General features: G+C 42.7%; 17 protein-coding genes and 1 pseudogene. 2 read left to right on the forward strand and 16 right to left on the reverse strand.

Going from position 1 to position 20,622, the window contains the following annotated elements; genetic code table 11:
* Window positions 1-230: 230 nt before the first annotated feature.
* The 6 genes from cfbB to PHF18_RS06410 all read right to left on the reverse strand — a co-directional run bounded on the left by cfbB (window position 231) and on the right by PHF18_RS06410 (window position 6,906).
* Entirely contained in the window at window positions 231-1,733 is a 1,503-nt protein-coding gene (gene cfbB, locus PHF18_RS06385) for a Ni-sirohydrochlorin a,c-diamide synthase (RefSeq protein ID WP_300100122.1), read from the reverse strand.
* Between the two features lie 69 nt (window positions 1,734-1,802).
* Window positions 1,803-2,600: a Ni-sirohydrochlorin a,c-diamide reductive cyclase ATP-dependent reductase subunit gene (gene cfbC / locus PHF18_RS06390; RefSeq protein WP_300099932.1), complete on the reverse strand. Its 798-nt coding sequence runs from the start codon at window positions 2,598-2,600 to the stop codon at window positions 1,803-1,805.
* 93 nt (window positions 2,601-2,693) lie between these two features.
* Window positions 2,694-3,830 carry a Ni-sirohydrochlorin a,c-diamide reductive cyclase catalytic subunit gene (gene cfbD, locus PHF18_RS06395; protein ID WP_300099935.1) on the reverse strand — a complete coding sequence of 379 codons (1,137 nt, stop codon included), beginning with the start codon at window positions 3,828-3,830 and terminating at the stop codon, window positions 2,694-2,696.
* A 299-nt stretch (window positions 3,831-4,129) separates the two neighbouring features.
* Entirely contained in the window at window positions 4,130-5,581 is a 1,452-nt protein-coding gene (gene cfbE / locus PHF18_RS06400; protein WP_300099938.1) for a coenzyme F430 synthase, read from the reverse strand.
* Window positions 5,582-5,609: 28 nt separating this feature from the next.
* Window positions 5,610-6,002: a sirohydrochlorin nickelochelatase gene (cfbA, locus tag PHF18_RS06405; protein WP_300099941.1), complete on the reverse strand. Its 393-nt coding sequence runs from the start codon at window positions 6,000-6,002 to the stop codon at window positions 5,610-5,612.
* Window positions 6,003-6,519: 517 nt separating this feature from the next.
* Window positions 6,520-6,906: a pyridoxamine 5'-phosphate oxidase family protein gene (locus tag PHF18_RS06410; RefSeq protein ID WP_367279158.1), complete on the reverse strand. Its 387-nt coding sequence runs from the start codon at window positions 6,904-6,906 to the stop codon at window positions 6,520-6,522.
* A gap of 884 nt (window positions 6,907-7,790) precedes the next feature.
* Here PHF18_RS06410 and PHF18_RS06415 point away from each other — a divergent pair.
* A pseudogene (locus PHF18_RS06415) lies at window positions 7,791-8,240 on the forward strand (transposase); the annotation flags it as partial.
* A gap of 300 nt (window positions 8,241-8,540) precedes the next feature.
* Here the strand turns inward: PHF18_RS06415 and PHF18_RS06420 are convergent.
* From PHF18_RS06420 to PHF18_RS06460, 9 genes are all read right to left on the reverse strand, one after another.
* Window positions 8,541-9,374 (reverse strand): transglutaminase-like domain-containing protein, encoded by an 834-nt coding sequence (locus tag PHF18_RS06420; protein WP_300099944.1) that lies wholly within the window; start codon window positions 9,372-9,374, stop codon window positions 8,541-8,543.
* A gap of 466 nt (window positions 9,375-9,840) precedes the next feature.
* Window positions 9,841-10,095: a hypothetical protein gene (locus PHF18_RS06425; protein WP_300099947.1), complete on the reverse strand. Its 255-nt coding sequence runs from the start codon at window positions 10,093-10,095 to the stop codon at window positions 9,841-9,843.
* A gap of 576 nt (window positions 10,096-10,671) precedes the next feature.
* Window positions 10,672-11,484: an alpha/beta hydrolase gene (locus PHF18_RS06430; protein ID WP_300099950.1), complete on the reverse strand. Its 813-nt coding sequence runs from the start codon at window positions 11,482-11,484 to the stop codon at window positions 10,672-10,674.
* Window positions 11,485-11,537: 53 nt separating this feature from the next.
* A complete protein-coding gene (locus PHF18_RS06435) occupies window positions 11,538-11,798 on the reverse strand; it encodes a hypothetical protein (RefSeq protein WP_300099953.1) in 261 nt (86 codons plus the stop codon).
* Window positions 11,764-14,001, reverse strand: a complete 2,238-nt coding sequence (locus tag PHF18_RS06440) for an amino acid permease (protein WP_300099956.1) — start codon at window positions 13,999-14,001, stop codon at window positions 11,764-11,766. Before PHF18_RS06440 ends, PHF18_RS06435 begins: the two co-directional genes overlap by 35 nt.
* Before the next feature lie 868 nt (window positions 14,002-14,869).
* On the reverse strand, window positions 14,870-15,217 hold the full coding sequence (locus tag PHF18_RS06445; protein WP_300099958.1) for a hypothetical protein: 348 nt from the start codon (window positions 15,215-15,217) through the stop codon (window positions 14,870-14,872).
* Window positions 15,218-15,540: 323 nt separating this feature from the next.
* On the reverse strand, window positions 15,541-16,524 hold the full coding sequence (locus PHF18_RS06450) for a hypothetical protein (RefSeq protein WP_300099961.1): 984 nt from the start codon (window positions 16,522-16,524) through the stop codon (window positions 15,541-15,543).
* Window positions 16,525-17,279: 755 nt separating this feature from the next.
* Complete coding sequence (locus tag PHF18_RS06455) at window positions 17,280-18,572, reverse strand: acyltransferase (RefSeq protein ID WP_300099964.1); 1,293 nt, start codon at window positions 18,570-18,572, stop codon at window positions 17,280-17,282.
* Between the two features lie 226 nt (window positions 18,573-18,798).
* The gene (locus tag PHF18_RS06460; protein WP_300099967.1) at window positions 18,799-19,245 is read right to left on the reverse strand and encodes an SRPBCC family protein; all 447 of its coding nucleotides are present in this window, start codon (window positions 19,243-19,245) and stop codon (window positions 18,799-18,801) included.
* Between the two features lie 198 nt (window positions 19,246-19,443).
* On the opposite strand from PHF18_RS06460, the gene PHF18_RS06465 reads away from it, so the two are divergent.
* On the forward strand, window positions 19,444-19,842 hold the full coding sequence (locus tag PHF18_RS06465; protein ID WP_300099970.1) for a cupin domain-containing protein: 399 nt from the start codon (window positions 19,444-19,446) through the stop codon (window positions 19,840-19,842).
* Window positions 19,843-20,004: 162 nt separating this feature from the next.
* On the opposite strand, the gene PHF18_RS06470 is transcribed toward PHF18_RS06465, so the two are convergent.
* A complete protein-coding gene (locus PHF18_RS06470) occupies window positions 20,005-20,370 on the reverse strand; it encodes a hypothetical protein (RefSeq protein WP_300099973.1) in 366 nt (121 codons plus the stop codon).
* Window positions 20,371-20,622 lie beyond the last annotated feature (252 nt).

The following is a 20,622-nucleotide window of genomic DNA, read 5'->3' on the forward strand; positions in this document are numbered from 1 at the left end:
TTATAATAATCGGGATTATTATTCTGGCTTTTAAAAATCCAGCCTGTAATTCCTGGTGTGTAATAATCTGCTTAATATAATATTGTTTTTTCGACCTGCAAAAGCAGGTGACCCGCAACTGACAGCACGATTATGTAACTTTGACTAATGCTTATTATAATTTCGAATAATACCTTTCGGTTGAAAACCCGGATCGAACCGACAGGAGCACGCAGGCATATATTATATTTTTACCGGGAAGCCCCGGAAGCCTTTGAATCCCTGAACTTACGGGCAGCTTCGACAAGTGAACCAGCAAGTTCCCTGTATGCGACTCCGTGCAGGTGAGCGTAAGAACCAAGGGTATTGCTGGCAATAAGCCCGTCCCTGTCTCCTTGTATTCCGGTTCCCCTTGAGAGGGTTATTGCAAATTCCGCATCATCGGGGATTTCCCGTATTTCGGAGTGGTGGAACTCATGCCCCTTGAAGCTGTTGCCTGCTTTTCCGAGAATGCAGTCCCTATCAAGGGTCCCGATATTGTAACTGACAACCCTTGTCTGCCCCATAATTGTGTGCCCGGGAAGCGCCCCGACCATTAAATAGGTAGACTCGGGCATCGAAGCATCATGGTATGTGCCCTTTCCCGGGACCCCGGTACTGATTTTTTCTGTGAGGTACATGAGCCCCCCGCACTCGGCGTATATGGGCATACCTGCAGCAGAAGCTTCTTTGATACTTATCCGCATGGACTCGTTGGCTTCGAGTTCGGCTGCAAAAAGTTCAGGGTAGCCGCCTCCTATATAGAGCCCGTCAACCTCAGGAAGCCGAGAATCTTTTACCGGGCTGAAGTAAACAATCTCCGCCCCGGCAAGTTCCAGCAGGTCGATATTATCATGGTAGTAAAAGTTGAAAGCCTCATCAAGGGCAATACCTATCCTCGGCCCGGGAGATTCTGCACCAACATCGGGGGAAAAAACACTATTTTCGGAACTTTTCAGGGGTTTTGCGCTCCCTGCGATTTCCAGGATGCGGTCTACATCAATTCCTTTAGTGATAATCCCTTCAATTCCCCGAAGCCTGTCCTCAAACCCTTCGTCTCCAAGCCTCCGCCTGCCTTCAAGCGCAGGCATGAGCCCGAGGTGGCGCATGGAAATCTGCATGGCGGGATCCCTTGGAATGATTCCTATAACCGGCACGCCAGTATAGTATTCTATTGCCTCTTTTGCCTTTTGTGCATGGCGGAGACCCCCGATATTATTAAGGATAACACCTGCAATTTCCACGTCAGGGTCGAAATTCTTATAGCCGCTTACAAGGGCTGCAGCAGAACGGGTAATGCTGCGGGCATTGATTACGAAAACCACAGGGCATTTGAGGATCTTTGCGATCTGGGCGGTACTTCCCAGGTCGCTCAAGCTTTCAAATCCCTCATAAAGCCCCCTGACACCTTCGATAATTGCAATGTCAGCTCCGCCCCCGGTTTCACAGGCATGGGAGTAGACGTCAAGAATCCCTTCTTCGTCCATCAGGTACCCATCAAGGTTCCGGCAGAACCTGTCGGTGATTTCAGTATGATAACTGGGGTCAATATAGTCAAGGGCGACCTTGAAGGACTGAACTTTATACCCTCTTGAAACAAGGGCAGCCATAAGACCCATGGAAATCGTGGTCTTGCCTGAAGAGGAACGGTCTGCAGAAATAAGGACTCTGGGAATGCTCCCTGCCTCTGTTCCGGATTGTTTGCTGTGGGACATGATTTCAATACCCTCTGAAGTCAGTTTATCCATTGAACGTATATTGTGGCACAGGTAAGTTTTTGCGGTTCACTTTGTCATTTCCCTTAACCGCTCATCGCTCAGGTGGGCTGCCATAACCTTCTTTTCGTTATTCAGAATTGCTTTTCCAAGCTGGCGGTAGATTTCAGCAATGTCGGAGTCAGGAGCTTTTTCCATGACAGAATACCCGTCTCGCTCGCAGACCTGAACTACATCCCGCTTGGGGATAAAAGCCATAAGCTGACTGCCGATTTCCTCAGAAAACTTCCTGACGATTTCCTCTTCCCGGATAGCGTTTCTGGAATTACAGATAATCCCGCTAAGCGGCATTCCGATTTTGGAAAGCCCTTTGCAGATGTTGTTTGCTGCATAGAGGGGCATATATTCCCCTGAGGTCAGGACGTATGCCTCATTTACATAGCCTTTTCGGACAGGGGCAACAAACCCGCCGCAGACGATGTCTCCTGGCACGTCGTAGATTATAAAGTCCTGTTCTTTAAGGAGGTCTGCGGAAATGCTTTTCAGTTTTTGAATTGCAACTATGATCCCGCGCCCTGCACAGCCTATACCAGGCTCGGGCCCTCCGGCTTCTATACATTTGACGCCGGCATACCCTTCAAAGACCACATCTTTTTCCTTTACTTCCACCCCTTCGCGGATGAGGTCGAGTATGGTTGGGATTCTCCTGCCCCCAAGAAGGGTTATGGACGAATCGCTTTTGGGGTCGCAGCCTATAATCATGACTTTTTTCCCTGCTTCCGCACAGGCAGCTGCAACGTTTGAGGCTGTGCTCGACTTACCGATGCCGCCTTTTCCGTAAATTGCAACGATCTTTTGTTTTTTCAAATGATCTTCCTCCCGTTACTTTGATTTTATCCTGAATTTTATCCTGGCTTTATTCTGGATCTTATCCTTACTTTTATCCTGACTCTTTTCTGTTCAGGCTTCATTTACAACTTCTTTTGCAACTTCTTTTGCAACTTCCCTTAATGTGGCTCCGAACTCGGATTCCACTATTTCACTGACTCCGAGGGTCTTTGGGTGGAGGTCGATCTCAACCATAACATGCTCGTGCCCCATCTCTTTTAAGGGCAGGACCTGCCTTGGACCATTCGTAACTGAGATCAGTTCCATGTGCTGGAGGGTCTCCATCGGGATTGCATGAGGAACGCCTGTGATAACTGCAAAATCGTAATCACTGTATTTTGTCTTTATTAGTTCGCTAACCTTTTCCCCCGCAATCGGGTACTCATCCATGCCGCCGATGATTTCGTGAATCTCAATCCCATGGGATATGAAGTCCCGCATGATGAATTTGGCATGCTGCCTGACCCGCGGGAGCCCGAGTTCCGGGTTGATATTTGCCATATTTACCAGGTTTTCCTGTTTCCCGAGCGAAGCTGCAACCTCATTGACCGCAAGGGTGATATCTGCAAACATATAGCCTGTTTCTTTTTTGGCGTTCATTATAATGAGGCCTTTCTTGCCTTCCTTGAGGAGTTCAATAAGCCGCCTTGCAACCTGATATTTGAGGTCTCCCCTGGAGGGAGCAAGGTATTCCCTGCTCGCAGCCCCGAACCTCTTTTCAACCTCTGTAGCTTTCAAGAGAAGGTATTCCTGGCGCTCGAATTCTTTACGGTCAATTATCCCTGCATCGAGGGCAGATTCAAGGGCAAAGATCACGCCTTTTGTGTTGTTATGATAGCCTGCGTGCACTTCGACTTCAATAACAGGGATATCCGGGTTTGCTTCAAGCACGGCGTCGTGCATTTCCTCCCCTATGATCATGCTGGCACAGGTGCCGACAACCCCTATAATTTTAGGGTTGAAGAGTTCGATGGACTTGTTGATAACCTGTACAAGCCGGTCATGCCCACCGAAAACAAAGCCATTCTCGTCAAGCCCTGTAGTGACTACATGTATCCCGTCTTCTTCAAGCAGCCTCGCATGTTTGAATGAACAGCCAGGGGGTCCGTGCAGGATTGCAACATCGACGTTTAAGTCCCTGAGGGTATAAAGAGCCGCAACGATTGAACTCGGACGGGGATGAATAATTGAAATCTCTTTTTGAGTCATGACAAATCCTCTTATTCTGATTATATGAATGTTGATATGAGTTTCACCCGGGAGATTCCGGAATCTCGCAGGACTGTGAAACCCGCCTGAACGGGAAGAAGGTATCCGGAAGCAGGATCAGTTGAAAGTTAAACAAGCAATGGAAACGAATACAGATTGGAAGACCCTGTATAAAATTGTATCATAAAATTCCTGTGAAAAGCCCGTGGCCTGATCCGGAATTCCTGCCAGTTTTCCAGAGCCGGCCTGATAATTATCGAAGGAACAACATGCATAAGAGATCCCCGGAGGAACAGTGCTCATCGAAAACATTTCACTGATGAGAGAATTATGTCTTCTATTCCTGCAAGTTCCGAAGCTTTCAATAGCCCTTCCGGAAGACTGCCTGCATAAGAGATATTAGAGATATTTTTAGCCGCTACTGCCTTCATCCTCTCTCCAACGAGTATAATATGCCTGCACTTTGTACCGAACTTTTCTACAAACTCCTGCACTGAGACAGGAGGCAAACCCTCACAGACCTGAGAGGCTTCTTCTCCGAGGACAAGGATTATGCTTCCCTTTTTTTCGTCCTTTTTCTTCAGGAGAACGTACTCAAGGGCTTTTTCTGCAGAAAGAATGTCCATTCCGGAGTTGGAATTGTCAACCAGGGAAACCCCATTAAGCTCTTTTTCTTGCATCCTGCCTGAAAGCCCCCTGAACTCCTCAAGCACCGAAACAACAGCTTTTCGCTCAACCCCAAGTTCGAGAGCTGCTGCAGAGGCTGCAACAAAAGCTGTCCTGTATGCCGAACTGTTATATCCGGGGCGCAGGGAAGCTGAAAAAAGCTCTTCCCCTCTGCGGAGAAAATGCAGGGCAGAGCCTGAAAATTCGTGAGGGGCTGACGATTTTACAGTCCCGTCTTCAGTTTCCAGAACAAAATCAGGCACTTCAGACATATTTACATGGGAATCTGCATAAAATGGATCTTTAAAGATGAGAACCTTTGCCCGGCTTCCTTTTGCAGCTTCAAGGGCTTTTTCTGCCCCGGCATTAAGAAGAAGGGTGCTTTCGGGTTTTGCGTTCAGGATAAGCTGGAGCTTTGCGTCGCTTGCAAGGGATGTATTGTTTGCAATCCCATAATCAGGGGAAAGGGTTGTAAGGATTCCGAAGTCTGCGGCACCCGTACCTCCGATAGAGATTTCAAAGATAAAGAATTCCGGCCTGATCCCTGCATCAAGGCTTTTTTCGATGGCTGTCAGGATACTTCCCGGAGTAATGCTCAGGCCCCTTTGAATAAGAGACGAAGTTCCCTCTTTCCAGGCTTCAAGCCCGCGCGAGGTATGGAGCACGACTTCGAACCTGCGGGAGAGCATGTCAGCGAGCAGGGACGCAGTGCTTGTCTTTGCTTTTACGCCTGTTATCTCAACTATTCTTATATCCGAAAGCTCCGGGTCATCCTGCAGGATTTTCCCTATGGCTTCGTGGTGTGAGATAACTGTTTTTCCTTCCGACCTGGCTTTTGAAAGCATAGGATAGGCTGGGTCCAGATGCACAGGCGCTATAAGAAGATCGAATTCGGATAAAGGGAGAGGAGCTTTTGAACAGCGTATGCCGTACTTATCCTCAAGCTCCCTAAGCAGCGCCTGGTCCACGGTCCCGTAAACGTCTACTCCGGATACATCATTTCCCAGAGCTGCGAGTTTTTTTGCGATAGGAATGCCGCCGTGGGTCAGATCGAGCACGGCGAGCTTCTTCCGAAAAAGGTCCATAATAAAAACCGGACCTGGATGTTCAAATCTACAGGGATTCCTGGACCCTTTTAAAGACGAGTTCAGCTACCAGGGAGTCGGCTCCGAGGGGTTTTGCGTAGCAAAGAGGAACTGCTTTCCCATCAATTTCCAGGGTTCCGCAGCCGTTTTCATCCAGATTCAGAATTTTTGGGATATCCTTTGTGATATGGACACCTGAAGCCAGGAAAACAGGTACTGCTGAAATCTTTGTTACTCCTGTACCTGAAAAGCCTGCAATTGCTTCTTCCAGAGTTGGCTCACTGTTTTCCATAAAGCCGGCTCTAACAACAACATCAGAGTGATTCTGTGCAATGTAATCTGCGATCTGGCTAACTACTTCTTTATTGTAAGGCAGTTTGCTCCCGTGACCGATGGCCAGGATTCCTATTTTTTCTGTCATTTTTGAGACCTCATTTTAAGTTTAAACTTAATAACATTATCAGAATTTGTTTAACACAATTTGGTTAATTTGTAACATCACAGGGTTTAACATAGTTAGGATTTATGTGATATAATATCTTCGTTTCTAAAAGGAGATATGTATTAAGTAATTTAGCAAGTCGTCTGCAACCGTTCCACATCATAAAAAACAGGAGAATTCCAAAAATAGTTAAGGCGGCAATTGATAAAAACTGGGGCACTGTTTATATTATAACATAGTGTAGGCTCTCGACTTGATCTGAGCTAATTGAGTGCCAAAAATTTGAGTGCCAAAAATAAAATTGCGTGCGGTCACCCCACCCTAAAAAGGCTGTCCGACAATTACCCTTAGTAAGAACTGAATTTCGTCGGTCTTGTTTTGGTGACAAGAGTAGCTAAATAATCGGTCAAATGGGAGTCTTTTAAGACACGCTCTTTTTTAAGACAAGCTCTTAGAGGGGTAACTTTTTCTTTCATTTCTCTGTAATAATTTATATTCACAGCTGTGTATTAAAGTGTTCCACCGTAATAACCAGTGCCCCTCTTGCCCAAGAAAATTTCGATTTTACCATATCAGCGAGTTTTCCTGATGTTTGAATTTCACCTTTTCCAGAGATGCTACATCCCTGCCCAGGACCATTGGTCCCCTGGACTTTACTTGAAGCAGCCAGCAACTCCACCTGGTTATTTTTTTTGAGGTTATTCTCGGTTATATTATAAAATCCGGCAGGAATAACGATTATTCCACTATTTTCAGTTTTTAGTGCTTTCACATACCCACCCCATGTCGCAACTAGATGAGGACCACTATCTCCACAGGTTACAATGGCAATCCATTCTGTTTTATCTAGAACTTCCTTGCACTTCCCTTCTATTTGTACTATATTGTTTCCCCCTGTTAACTATAATGGCTCTTCGTTGTTTTGTGTGGATATCCTCATAAAAACCAACGCAACCTTGAATTGAAAATCATTTTATCCACAGAGAATGACGAGGAGCAACTATAATTAAGTGATTTTGATCCTATATCCTCCTTTTGACAGGTAACTTGTTTTTTTAGTAACATTTTACTGATAGCGTTTTTGCTGGAAAATACATTATCCCTGATACTAAACATTATTGCAAAAATGGTTCATTATCTATATGTCGTGAGATTTTGGCCATATGTTAACCAGTTTCAAATACATCACAGATTCATAGAACGTTTGAAAAACGCCATCTACATAATGTCTAAAAATTTAATGTCGACCTGCCGAATATAGGCTATATGAGACTTTTTATTATTTTCTGGTCTTCTTATTTTCTTCTCTCACCATGCAAAACAATAAAATTTTAATTCATTGGTCATCGGTTAAGGAATTTTCTTTCCTGAAGACTATCGATTTTGTACCATAAGTATGCCCCAAAATTTGCCCAATTTACCTCAAATCGATACCTAGCTCCACCTCCTAAACTGAGATGGTTTTTGAAAACTGTTGAGGAAATGGATGCGATTTATCATGATTCCTCTCTTAACCGAAGACGCATGAATTTTAATTATATTGAGATAAAGTTTATATTTATAGGAAAAGGATACCTCGCAATAGATAAGTCAATGATAAAAATGATAGTTGACGATAAAATAATGATTCCTTTGCCGAACTTTTTGGTTGGAAATCGATACTATCCTATATTTTCCATATCATCTCCTACTCATTATGATGATTGTGGCAATAAGTTACATGTGAACTCTCATTACACTCGTTTTATATAATCAAGTCACGGCACTATAGCTCGCGATGTTACATACTGGTTTTGTCGTGCTTGTAAGAAACATTTTCATGATCAGATTATTAGTGTTCCTGGGATCAGGGATGATGGTTACCGTGAGATTCCTGGAACAAGATTAGCAGATAGTGAAGCCTCTATGTTCTGGGAATATCTATTCGAGGATCTGAAAGAAAGAGGGTTAAAAGGTGTCAAGTTAATCGTTTCTGATGGTCATAAAGGAATACAGAAAGCAGTCAGAGAGTCATTTATTGGATCAAGCTGGCAGATGTGTCACGTACATCTGACAAGACAAGTTCTCAAGAAGGTGCCAAAAAAGAAGCAGAAAGAAATGACTGAAAAGATAAAAGAAGCATTAGTAGATAGTCAGAAGTTGAATTACCTGATTAAGGAACTGGATGGTATGGGGTATAAAAACGCAGCTGATACCCTTGAAAGTTTTCAGTATGATGAGCACCCGCTCGTAACGGGCTTCAAAAAAATGAGAAGGAAATATATCAGAAGCAGCTTTTTAGGGATAAGCTCGAGGACGAATTGATTTTTCTTAAATCCATCATATTCGACCCCTAAACAGCGGGAGAAAGTGGATGGAGACGCAGCAGTATAGAAAGAAACTGAGGATATGGATAAAAAGAAGGGTTTTAAAAAAGGTTTTAAAAAGGTTTTAAAAAGGACTTAAAAAGGACTTAAAAAGGGGTTTTAAACGGACAAAACTTTCATTCATTCATTCATTCATTCATTCATTCCTGCTTTAGAACTCAATCAGGCCGTTCGGATAGTATATAATACATCCCCCCTGGAAGTATACGCCACCTGGATGTCTGTACCCGTTTGACCCGCTCCAGTCGAAGTTGAGCCAGTACTGCGTCTCCTGCCCCTCTCCAGGCACCCTTTCCGAATACCAGATAGTTTCGGCAGAGGGGTATCTCTCTGCGACATAATCCAGTATCTCGTAAGCCGTGTCCCTGTCATCCCCGATGTAAAGTTCGGGATAGGCATGCCCGTAAGACTCGTTGTATGCCGTAACTACCCTTGTATTGAACCCCATATTTTTCAAAAGAGCAGACATAACAATCGAATAATCGTCGCAGTCCCCTATATATCCGCTGTCGATAGTCTGTGAAGCCCCGAAAAAGAACTCGGCTTTTTTGTCGTACCTGTACTGCCAATTCCTGTTTACGTAATTAAAAACATTGCAGGCATCTTCCATATTGTATCCTGAAGTCTTTCCTGTGATATTGAAGACCTCTCCCCCTATCTTTTCCTCTCCTGACCCTATAGCCCTCTGGAAGTTCAGAGACAGCAGCCTGTATTCTTTTGGATAAACAGCACCTGATCTCTCTTCGAAATACGTGGGCACCTCAGGTATCCCTGGGGAGACAATACTTTCGGCGCTTTCACCACTTCCGGCAAGATCAACCTCTTCGGCTTCGAACTCTTCCTCCGGCAAAGTACCTCCAGGAAGCAGTTTATTCATCCCATCATCGACAAGAATCCCCTTAAGGCTGCCAGTATCCATACAGCCGGCTGTCAGGGAGACAAGAAAAATAAGGGATATAAATTTCAAAGCCTTTGCATGAACCACAAAATCAGCTCCAGATATTCTTTAAGTTCAGAGCAAAGTCTAGTTGACCTACTTGAGTCTTTTCAACTTCTGGTAGCAAAAACTAGCCAATATAGAATAGTAATGGAAGACAAATTAATATTTACAGGTAACGGTTAACAAGAGAGTTGACGGCTGTATCCCGCCATTAAAATGACGGAGATTCGCCTTCTACGCTCTTAACTTCGAAATTGACCTCTGGTTTCAATACCAGAGTTTACACGCCCCTCTTTTTTCTCAAAAATAGCCCGCATTTGGGATAATCGAGCCCTTCACAGTATTTTCCTTTAGGCTGAAATTGAGAACAGGACGAACAATATTTACATTTTACATGAAAGATAATGGATAAGATTCCCATATACAGACTCCCCGGTGTGTATACTATTTAATCCCCCTATTTATAACCAGATGTGTCTATACATATATAAAATTTTGCATTGTTTCCCCTTCAAGCCCGGATCGGCCCTATTTCACTCCATGATTCCCTTGCATTTCCGGAAGAAATTTCGGTTATTTTAAAGTATGGCAGCCCCTTAACTGCCAGCTGGGCCATTGAGTACTCGAGATCTGGAGTAGGTTCCTTAATCTTGAGAGGGCTGGCTATGGCGTTGAGCAGTTCCGCAAGGTTGGGGCTGTTCGACTTCCAGATCCCATTACTCTGTGTTTCGGCTGTAAAGATTTTCCATTCTATTTTTACGGACATTAGTATTCTCCCCTTAAAAAATGATTATTCAGTCGAGCCAGATGCTCAAAAAAAATAAATTATAAGTACTCAGTCTTAAGTATTTAAATAAGTTATTGTATATAACTTTCTATCATCGGTGTAATTCGGCTTTTCCCCTCCTTAAAAGCCTTAGATCGTCCACCGTTACATGACTGATGTTTTAAAGTTCCTAAACGTGAATATATGTGTGATACTTTCAACATCAAACTTTATAAATTATTAGATAGGTATATAATTATATTTAGACAAATAAGTCAAAATTTTACATATTGACGAATATCAATTATATAATACGATTTCAAATAAAGATAATAGAAAAAATTTTCCTTGATATGAATAAAAAAAGAAAAGTAGGACAATAGAAAAGTAGGACAATAGAAAAGTAGGACAATAGAAAAGTAGGACAATATAAATTGAGACAATGGATTTTATTATAATAGTATTTCGAGGAACCCCGGATTCAGCAAGTTGATTATAACCAATTTATACGCGTGAGACAAAGTGTGGAGGTTTTCGAAATTATCTTAAAAAAATTCCACATGCCGTTTTGCTGCCTCACAGAAAGCTCAGGAAATCCAGCACAATCTGATTAAATTCAGCAGGTTTTTCCATATTTGGCACGTGGGCGGTATCGGATATGACAACCTTTTTTGCTCCTTTAATCTCGTTAGCAAGCAGGTCAGCAGCCCGCAGGATTTCAGGATTATCAAGAGAGCCAGCCATGACTAACGCAGGAACACTGATCTCCCCAAGTCGCCCGGCAGCCAGCGGATTGAGCGGATTAAGAGGATTGGCATCGGCTATGGCCCATGTTCCATTTTCGACCGGGATCCGGTTCATCTCAGCCGCACGTTGACGGACGTGAGGGTCGACCTGCTCAGACTGACGGAAAGTGCCATCGACCCAGAGAAAGACCTGCAGTTCACTTACACGTTTCAGGTCTCCCTGTTCGAAAGCCTGCAGCATCTCCAGAAGCTGAGATGGAGGGTCCCCTCTCATTTCAAAGCCCCCCGGAGTCCCGCTGACAACAATCAGCGACCGCACTATCTCAGGGTGCTCAAGAGTAAAATCAATGGCTGTTTCTCCCCCCATGGAGCATCCCAATATGTGTGCATGTTCAATACCGAGCTCCTGCAACAAGCGGTACAAATCCTTACGGCGGGAAACCGGCCCTGTTGCAGGATCGGATTTTCCGAACCCGCGCATATCAAAACGAAGAACCCTGTAATGCTGTGTAAAGACATTCCATTGCCCATCCCACATGCGGCTGTCAACAAAACCCGCATGGATGAGCACAAGCACCTCGCCCTTTCCCTCAATTTCATAGTAGAGATTACAGTCTCCGATGTCAGCGTATCCGGCAGGCATGTCTCTTGTCCCTCTTCCTGTAATTTCAGCTCGGGTTCTATTTTAGAGGAGATTTAATTATTATTGTTTGAACCCAGGCTCCTTAATTTTAGTGGATCTACTATTGGATCTTCTATTGGATCTTCTATTGGATCTTCTATTGGATCTTCTATTGGATCTTCTATTGGATCTTCTATTGGATCTTCTATTGGATCTTCTATTGGATCTTCTATTGGATCTTCTATTGGATCTTCTATTATCGTATCTAAATCCTGTCTTAATCCCGGCATTAATCCGGTCTTAATTCTGGTCTTTCTCCTTTCTGATCCTTGCATATACCTTCCGAACAGATTTATTCAGCAGGTAATTCAGACTTTCTTTTGAGATCGGCTTTGATTTTTTAACTATCATTACCGGTTTTCGGGAATGCCTTGCAATCCTCTGTGATAGAGTCCCGAGCAAAGAAATCTTAAACCTCTCGCTCGAATCACCAATAATTGTCAGGTCGTAGCCGTTTGAAACTTCCAGTATGGCGTCCTCTATAGAGTATCTTTCGAGCAGTTTATAGCTTGCAGGTACCGAAGTTATCTTTGCGACCAGCCCTTCAAGTTCGGTGGAGATTTTTACCTTAGATTCCGGATCTTCATCGGGACTGATAATACTAATTATTCTAATTGATGCCCCGGCATTTACAGCAAGTTTTTTTGCCAGATAAAGACCGTGTATCGAATTATCTCTTCCATTATATGCTACAAGGATTTTCTTAATGCTGTCAGGCAGATGTCCTTTTAATAGGGCGATCTGGCTTTTTGAGGACAGGAGAACATCATTTGTTACATCTCCGAGTGAGTAGTTAAACCCCTTTGATTCGTGCCAGCCCATAATAATTATGTCTGCCTTCTCAATTTCAGCCTGTTCAATAATTGAATTCGAGATTTCGTGGTCAAAAGCAAAGATAAATTCCCTTTTATTCCCGAATTTTGCAGGATAATGCTCAAAATCTTCCTGGAAACGGCAGTCCATTTCTATCTTTTTCTCGTGGTAAGCCTCCTGAGCTACCATTAAGGTTGTCTGGCGCGGGACTTCAATTATGTGCAGGCAAATTATCTCACTTCCCAGGAAATCTGCCAGCTTCAGAAGGTCTCGCTCATGCCCAGGATTGGAAACTGGAACAAGCACCCTGCCAACAGCGCTCGGTTCAATGCTCACTCTTTCGACATTGTTTTCCAGCAGGTCAAACAGGTTATATTCTGGCATGGCTTTGCCTTTTCCATAGAACATGTACCAGCCGGCTCCGGTAAATATCATCAATACGATAAACAGTAAAGGTAAACCCCCAAGAAGAGGCAGCAACAATACACTCCCGACCACCCCGAATATTTGCGTAAAAGGGAAAAAGGGGTCGCGAAATGTGGGTTCATATCCGGGTAAAGTCCGTTTTCGGAGGATGATTACTGCCATATTGAGCAGGATAAATATCAATATGTTAAAAGCCCCGCCAAGTCTTGCCAGCTGCTCTATGTTGAAAAAAAACAGAAGCGCAACCATTACAATTCCGGTGATCAGTATAGCATTGTGAGGAGTCTCATATTTTTTATGGATCGTAACAAACCATTCTGGCATCAGTGCATCTCTGCTCATTGCAAAAGGAAACCTGGAAGATGACAATATGGCGCCGTTAGCTGTTGAAAGCGTTGCAAGCAGGGCAGCAAAGGCAATGAAAAATTTTCCAGTATCTCCTGAAATCAGGCCTGCGATATCTGCCAGCGGAGTGACTGTTGTTACTGCCCCTTCAGGACCTGAAAATCCTACAACTACTGCTATTATACCGACATAGAAGAGGGTTACTACAACCGCTGAAGCGATAAATGCCCTCGGCAAGTTCTTTGACGGATTTTTGACTTCCTCAGCGACCGCGGCAGCTTCTGCGAGTCCCAGGTAGGATATGAAAATAATCCCTGTTGTAGTAAATATTGACATTATCCCATGCGGGGCTACCGGGAAAAAACTATCCGGCTTAACAAAGATAGATACTTTTCCTATGAATAGAACCAGTATTACCAGTAAAACAACAACAGTAATGTTCTGCAGGGAACCACTGCTTTTTGCACCGCGGTAATTAATTACTAACAGAAGCACTCCTGTAACAGCTGCAACTAGATAGAGAGGCAGAGGGTAAAAGACCTGAGTATACTGTGCAAGCCCTATAAGGGCAAACGTACCTTTGAATATCAGTGCCAGCCAGGAACCGAGCCCGATTACTGTACCAAATGCGGCTCCCATTGTCCTGCTGATATAGTAATAGCTGCCGCCTGCTACAGGCATGCCTGTTGCCAGCTCTGACATGCTGATTGCTGTAGCTATTGAAATGAGTCCGCCCAGCAAAAATGCGATTATTGCTCCTGGACCTGCATTTGCTACGGCCAACCCCGGAAGAATGAATATTCCGGCTCCGATCATTGTTCCGGTGCCTATTGCAAAAGTAGAGAAAAAACCCAGGCTGCGTCCCAGCCTTTCCGTTGTTTCAACTGGTGCCATCTATATCCCCGTCTTTCCAGGACTCTAGAACCGACAAATCAGTCCCTGTATAAACCCTTAATTTATAATTATTCAGATAATGTTGATCATAGATCTCCGCACTATGCATCCGGGCAGGCAACGAGACTTCAAATCCCTGCTTAATGGATACTGCTTTCGAATAAAAATCTCCGAAAAACGTCATATTCCTCCTGCAGTACGGTTTCAAGCTCTGTTTTAGCGGGTTATGTATTACAATTATTTGTAGAAAGAGGTATCCTGTTTCGGGTCAAACAGTTTCAATTCAGTCTTAATGGTTCTTGCTTTCGAATAGTACATATAATTATCCGTCGGGGATATATTTAAGTAAAAATTCCTGTTTAATGGGCATCGCTTTCGAAGCATTATTTTCGAACCGTTATTTTCGAACCGTTATTTTCAAAGCTTATGATTTATCTCCGAAGGCGGGAAGACCCTTCTTCAAAAATCTGAGCCGTCAGACAAAGATGTTAGGGAGTAGGAGTTCATTGGTAGTTCATTGTTTTTACCGTTCTTCCCTTGATGATTCCAGGTACTGTTATGGCTTTCCAGAGTTTTTCTGCTTCCCTGAATTTTCTTTTGTTACCGGGTGAACCGTAAAAAATCTGGCTACATCCGTTTCCTGTACAAACCGAAAAATAACCAGAGTATTGTTTTACGAGCTCGTCCTACTTCGTACGTCTTCTAATGCGCACTGTTTGAACCGCTTCTTCTTCAGATGCCCGGAATTTGTCCGTGAATCCCTCAGTCAGATATTATAAAAAAAAGTTATTTTTGGGAGTGATTGCAAAAGAATCATCCGGACCAAAACTGAATGCTACTAAAAATTTAGAGTAATTAAAGCTCGAAATCAGAGGTTATAGTATTCTATGACACACTCTCTAAATAATTCTTTGGATTTTTTAAACCCTTCATGTATTCCATCTAAATGGTCCCGGGAATAATTTGGTTTTTCTTTAACTGCAATCGCGTCTATCATAAGATTAAACCTTTCCTGCAGGCTCTGTATTTTTGCAGCTGGACCTTCACCTGAAGCGGGGAAAATAAATTTATCCACATTTTCCTCAAAAGTATCTTTGGCGATCTCCAAACCTTCATTTATTCCTTCTTTAAAATCTGAATAAGCCCGGTTATCCTTATTTCTCTCGATCAAATCACTAAATTTTCTAACTGTTTTAGTAATTATTATTTGATCCAAAGTTTGCCCCTCCGTACAAAAAGATAAAAAGAACGTTTATGCCACAAAAAGAAGTCAGGATCCCTATTTTAGCAGATCTTGCTTATGAATAATGAATTTAGTTATTATTATCACTACTTTATATGTACTTTCGTTTCAGTCCTGGTTTTAGCGAATTTGCTTGCGGATATAATAATCCAGGATCTTCATCATTCTCTATGGGAATCTTCGTCGTTCTCTATGGATAAGGTGATTTTCAATTCAAGACCGAATTGATTTTTATGAGGATATCCATACAAAACAACGAAAAGCCATAAAAAGAAAAAAAGAAAAGGGAATAAAGATTACCAATAAATTTTATAATCTTTCACAGTTCCCATGCTATCAAAGTATGTATTCGAGCAGAATAAAGGAACTCTTATATACTGTTTTCCGGCACTTACTGACACTGTTGTGTCGTAGCATTCCCCGCCTTCCGGAGTGCCAGTGCAATCAATAAACACAAGCCCCTTATCAGACGTTTGGAACGCATTGCAGGCATGATTGATGCCATTCAACGAAACCCACCCTGCTTTAATCCCTGCGTTCTCAGCGTTGTTATGGACGGTTTCCGCAAAATCTCCGCAGGCATAAGTTTGGGTATATCGCTTCTGATCGGTGGTGTCTTTTTGGATAAATGAAACTAATTGAGCATATGTCGGGTCTTTTGCCTGGTTGCTGTTAATAAGGGCTATTCTCTGCCCGTCAGCTCCGACCCACCAGGTGTTACCTTCATGCGGGTTTACTGTTGTTAGTTCAGGAGTTGCAGGTTCGACAGGAGTAACCGGATCTTCTGGGGTTATAGGGTCTTCAGGAGTTGCAGGTTCGACAGGAGTAACCGGATCTTCTGGGGTTATAGGGTCTTCGGGAGGTGCAGGTTCGACAGGAGTAATCGGATCTTCTGGAGTTAGAGGGTCTTCAGGAGGTGCAGGTTCGACAGGAGTAACCGGATCTTCTGGAGTTAGAGGGTCTTCAGGAGGTGCAGGTTCGACAGGAGTAACCGGCTCTTCTGGGATTATAGGGTCTTCAGGAATTGCAGGTTCGACAGGAGAAACCGGCTCTTCGGGGATTATAGGGTCTTCAGGAGTTACAGGTTTATCCCATTTTTTAGAATCCCTGTGATTCCTCGATTCTTTAGAAGTTCTATAATCCTTTGAATGCGATACGCCCTGATCTTCATGATTCAAGTATTTGTCTCGCTGATCAGATACACAGGAATTCGAGGACTGCCCTTTGTCATAATGATCCCCGTTTGCATGTGCGGCCACGGCGGGCATTGTTACTACCATCAAAACAAATAGAGTAATAAATATTTTGTATATGTTCATATTTAGCTCCTATTTAATGAAAAGATGTGGCTCGTCGCTTTTGTGAGAGGGTTAAAAATACTTTTTTAGTTTGGAGATGACCCTGCCAAAAAAAGAAACATCAAGCTTGAATATGATTTTCAACAACAAATGTTTTTAAATTTTACATATGTTAGGTCAATATTTAGGAAATGAATGTAAATTACCAATTCGAAACAGCGAATAGCCAAAGGTTTTCAACTCTTGTTTGGGGAGGATTACTGGCAAATCATATGTATTTTTTATTGGATGTAATAATATATAATACTTTGTGAATATATTATAATATTTATGATATATATTTACATGATTAAAATAATTACTAACACTTCATTTAGTGGATAATGATAGCGAATCATTGATTGAGCAGAAGGTGAAAACTTAGTTTCCAAATATTAAGTATATATAAATATTTTTACAAATATACGATCGCGATAGATGCCAATTTTGAAATCCAGTAAAAAGGATTATGTGCTTACATTTAAGCGAATAATTCAACATCATGAGACGTTTATATGCCTAAAAATAAGGAACTTCGGGTGAAAGAAAGATCTTATGGTTTCAATTCGTGTTTTAGTGGATCTTGCTCACAAAATTTTCTAATACAATCGTTCCAACAACCTGACAGGCATCCGCTTGGCAGAGAATTTTATCAAGTAGTAAAAATAGAATATAATAAATATAATACACAATTTGAGTTATTTGAAAAATTTGTTATATATTGTAAAAATAGCGCTCGACAGATGTTCTTTCTTCAGGTGTCCGGCACCGCCGGGTCTGCAAGAATTGACCAGCCAGTTGTAAAAGAGCTTAGAGAATTCCACACCCACAGTGTCGACGTACTTATAAAATAGATAGCTCAACGGAATTATTAAAAATAATGACAGGAAGCATGAAATTAAAGCAGCCGCTCCATATGGCAATGCCGGGTACAGGACGAGGAACACTGCACAGGTGAAACTGCTTATCACCAGGAAATGTATCAGGTACAGAGAATAGGAGATTTTTCCAAGGAACACCGGCACGGGGGACGAAAAAAAGTTTTGCAGCATTCGACTGTTCAATAAGACAAAGATTGTCATGCCGGAGCCTATAATATGATAGGTCACCTCCGGGGTTTTGAAAAGGCCGTTATTGAGAAACCCGTATAAGGAATCGGTTGTTACGGGGCTTAAAGGGTAGGACCCGAGAAACAATCCCAGGATCAGAATAATGGATAATATTGTTTTATTACCTGTTTTATTACCTGTTTTATTACCTGTTTTATTACCTGTTTTATTACCTGTTTTATTACCTGTTTTAAGTACCGGCATCTTACTGCTGGACGTGTCGGCGAGCACCATTCCTATTATAAAACCCAGATAGAAAGAGTTGAGGAAAAGCACGGCTGCGGCAAGGTAAAATATAAAGCGGTTGCGCAGCGATCCGAACAGTAATGCCATTGCGAAAACGAGCATCGACCCAAAAAATTCTATTTTCATCGTCCATAAAACCGGGTTATAAGCGGTCTTGCCGCCTACAAAAAACGAGCCCCATACCGCCTGCTTAACCGCATTGACGATATCCGGCGTAAAGTTCCAGTAGTCGCGGTAATTACTGCCTGCGGAAATTACCATAGTTTCGAGATAATAACGGTACAATCCGGCTGATGCCAGTAAGTATGAGAGCATTACTGCTGCAAATACCGGTACAAACAACCTTAGATATCGGCGCACTGCGCTGCTTATAATTACGCTGTTTTCCTTCGTTTCAAAGTATTTTTGAGTTAATACGTAGCCGCTCAGGACGAAGAAGATACTCACTGAAAAGTTGCCGGCGCCAATTAATCCCAGGGGTGTGCTCGAAAAAAGCAGGTCAAGGTTTCCGAAATGCGAGGGCAACTGACTGCCATAGACCATCGCCGGAGCTAATGCGACAAAGAAGTGCATTATCATAACATTAACAGCAGCTATACCGCGCAGCCCATCAAGATAGGTGATCTTCCCGGTCATATTTATCACTCCGGCTTCGTTGCCATCGTCTTCGTTTTCAATCCCTGTTTCAATGGATCTTGATCTCGAATATAAAAAAGATTTCTATTTGTTCACGCATCGCCCGTTTGTTTCAACCCGTGTTTTAGTGGACCTTACCCGGGAATCTGCCGTAGAGCGGCACAAATCCCTTTTCCGGACTTTTGCCACTTTTGAAAAAACACACATGAAATAAAGGAATACAAATTCAAAGTTTCGTTCTTCGTTCAGCTTCAGCTTTAAGGTATTGAAGCCCGGAGTTGATTGCTTTTTCCAGCGTTTTTTGCATATTGCCACTGAAAATGCGGGTAATGAGCCCTTCCCACGATTCTTCGGTCCTGATGGCAGTACTGCCATTTCGAGGTTCCAGTTTCCATACATGGATAGCATATATGCCCAGAGTCTTACCTGTCCACGCCATTATACGGGGCCTTTCGACCTGCCTTATGGTTGAAATGATGGTTCCGGGCCCGCTTTTCCACCGGAACTTTGACCCGGCTTCAAACTGCCCGGAAAGAGCTGCCCAGCCGACATCCCGATTCCAATCCGGCCATTTATCTATGTCCGCCATGATGTCCCAGATTATTTCCGGACTGGCAGCGACTTCTATCTCGCCAGATGCAGAAACCGGTGCATTTTTGTTGATCACGGTCATAATCCTGAATCACCCTTTTAGAATTTAGTACCTTTTATACATAAAGTTCTTCGAAATGGAATTAAATCTCTCTGGAATTAAATCTCTCCCACAATTTTTTCGGTGTAATGGCAGTTCACAGCCTGGCAGTTACAATCCCTTTTTTAGTGGAACTAGCTCGCGAATGATTATATATATAATTAATATTAATTTAGAAATATGAAAGGGTTTTCTATTAATATCGAAGAAGCGACTCTGGAAAATAAGAATTTCCGCAAGGTACTTTACACCTCAAAGCACAGCCAGCTGGTCCTTATGAGCCTCAAGCCCGGGGAAGAAATCGGGATGGAAGTCCATGAGGAAAACGACCAGTTTTTCCGTTTTGAAGCAGGCCAGGGGAAGTGCATAATTGACGGCAACGAACATGAACTCGGGGACGGGGTTGCAGTGGTAGTGCCCGCCGGCGCGCAGCACAATGTCATCAACACTTCAAAAACAGAGGACCTGAAACTCTACACGATCTATTCCCCGGCGCATCACAAGGACGGAATCGTGCGCGCCACGAAGGAAGAAGCCGAAGCCAATGAAGCGGAATTCGACGGAGTGACCACGGAATAAGCTGATAAGTTCATAAGAAACGGTAATCGATTAAGCATTGACAATGCAAAATAAAAACGCTTTATTTTCAGAAAGCGTTTTTACTTTTGTATCTTTTTTATCTTTTTTGTTCCTTTACGGCATGTAAAAATTAAAAACTGTATAAGAATTTTTTTCACCGATTTATTTCTGAATCACTTCTTTACGCCAGCCGACAGCAAGAGGAAGAACAAAAGTCAAAGCGTAATACAGGTAAACATCCAGCTTATAATATCCGTCCGCCGGCTTGAAAGCTTTTAAAAGGAAAAAATAATCAAAAACAATTGCTATCAAAACCCAGACGACCGCCAGAAACGCATAATAACGAAATGAATCTGCTTTGATTTTCTTTAATAACACCCAGAGCGTGACGATCGTCCCGACCGGCATAATAATCCAGCCGATTATGGAAGTTGGAATAATTGAAAAAAGCATAATTCCTAGAGCATACTCGATAAGCCAGAGAATAAATCCCCAGCCGAGCGCATCTTTATAAAATTGATTTATCACAAAAATACCCCTTTAATTTTTATTGTTCGACCCTGTTAATTATATCAATTTTGGTTAAGAATACACGAATGTATCTATATAAAAATAAATTAACAGAACAAAGCATAGAAGGAGACAAAATTAGCGAAATGCTGAAATTGCAGAAACCAGAAAAATTATAATTTTGAACTGGATTCGGCTTTGCAAAAATCTTCGATGGAGAGATGCCGGAGCTTCCGACTTTCCAGAAGACGGTGATTGTAGTTTCTATCC

This window comes from Methanosarcina sp., from assembly GCF_028693135.1.
GTDB lineage: Archaea > Halobacteriota > Methanosarcinia > Methanosarcinales > Methanosarcinaceae > Methanosarcina.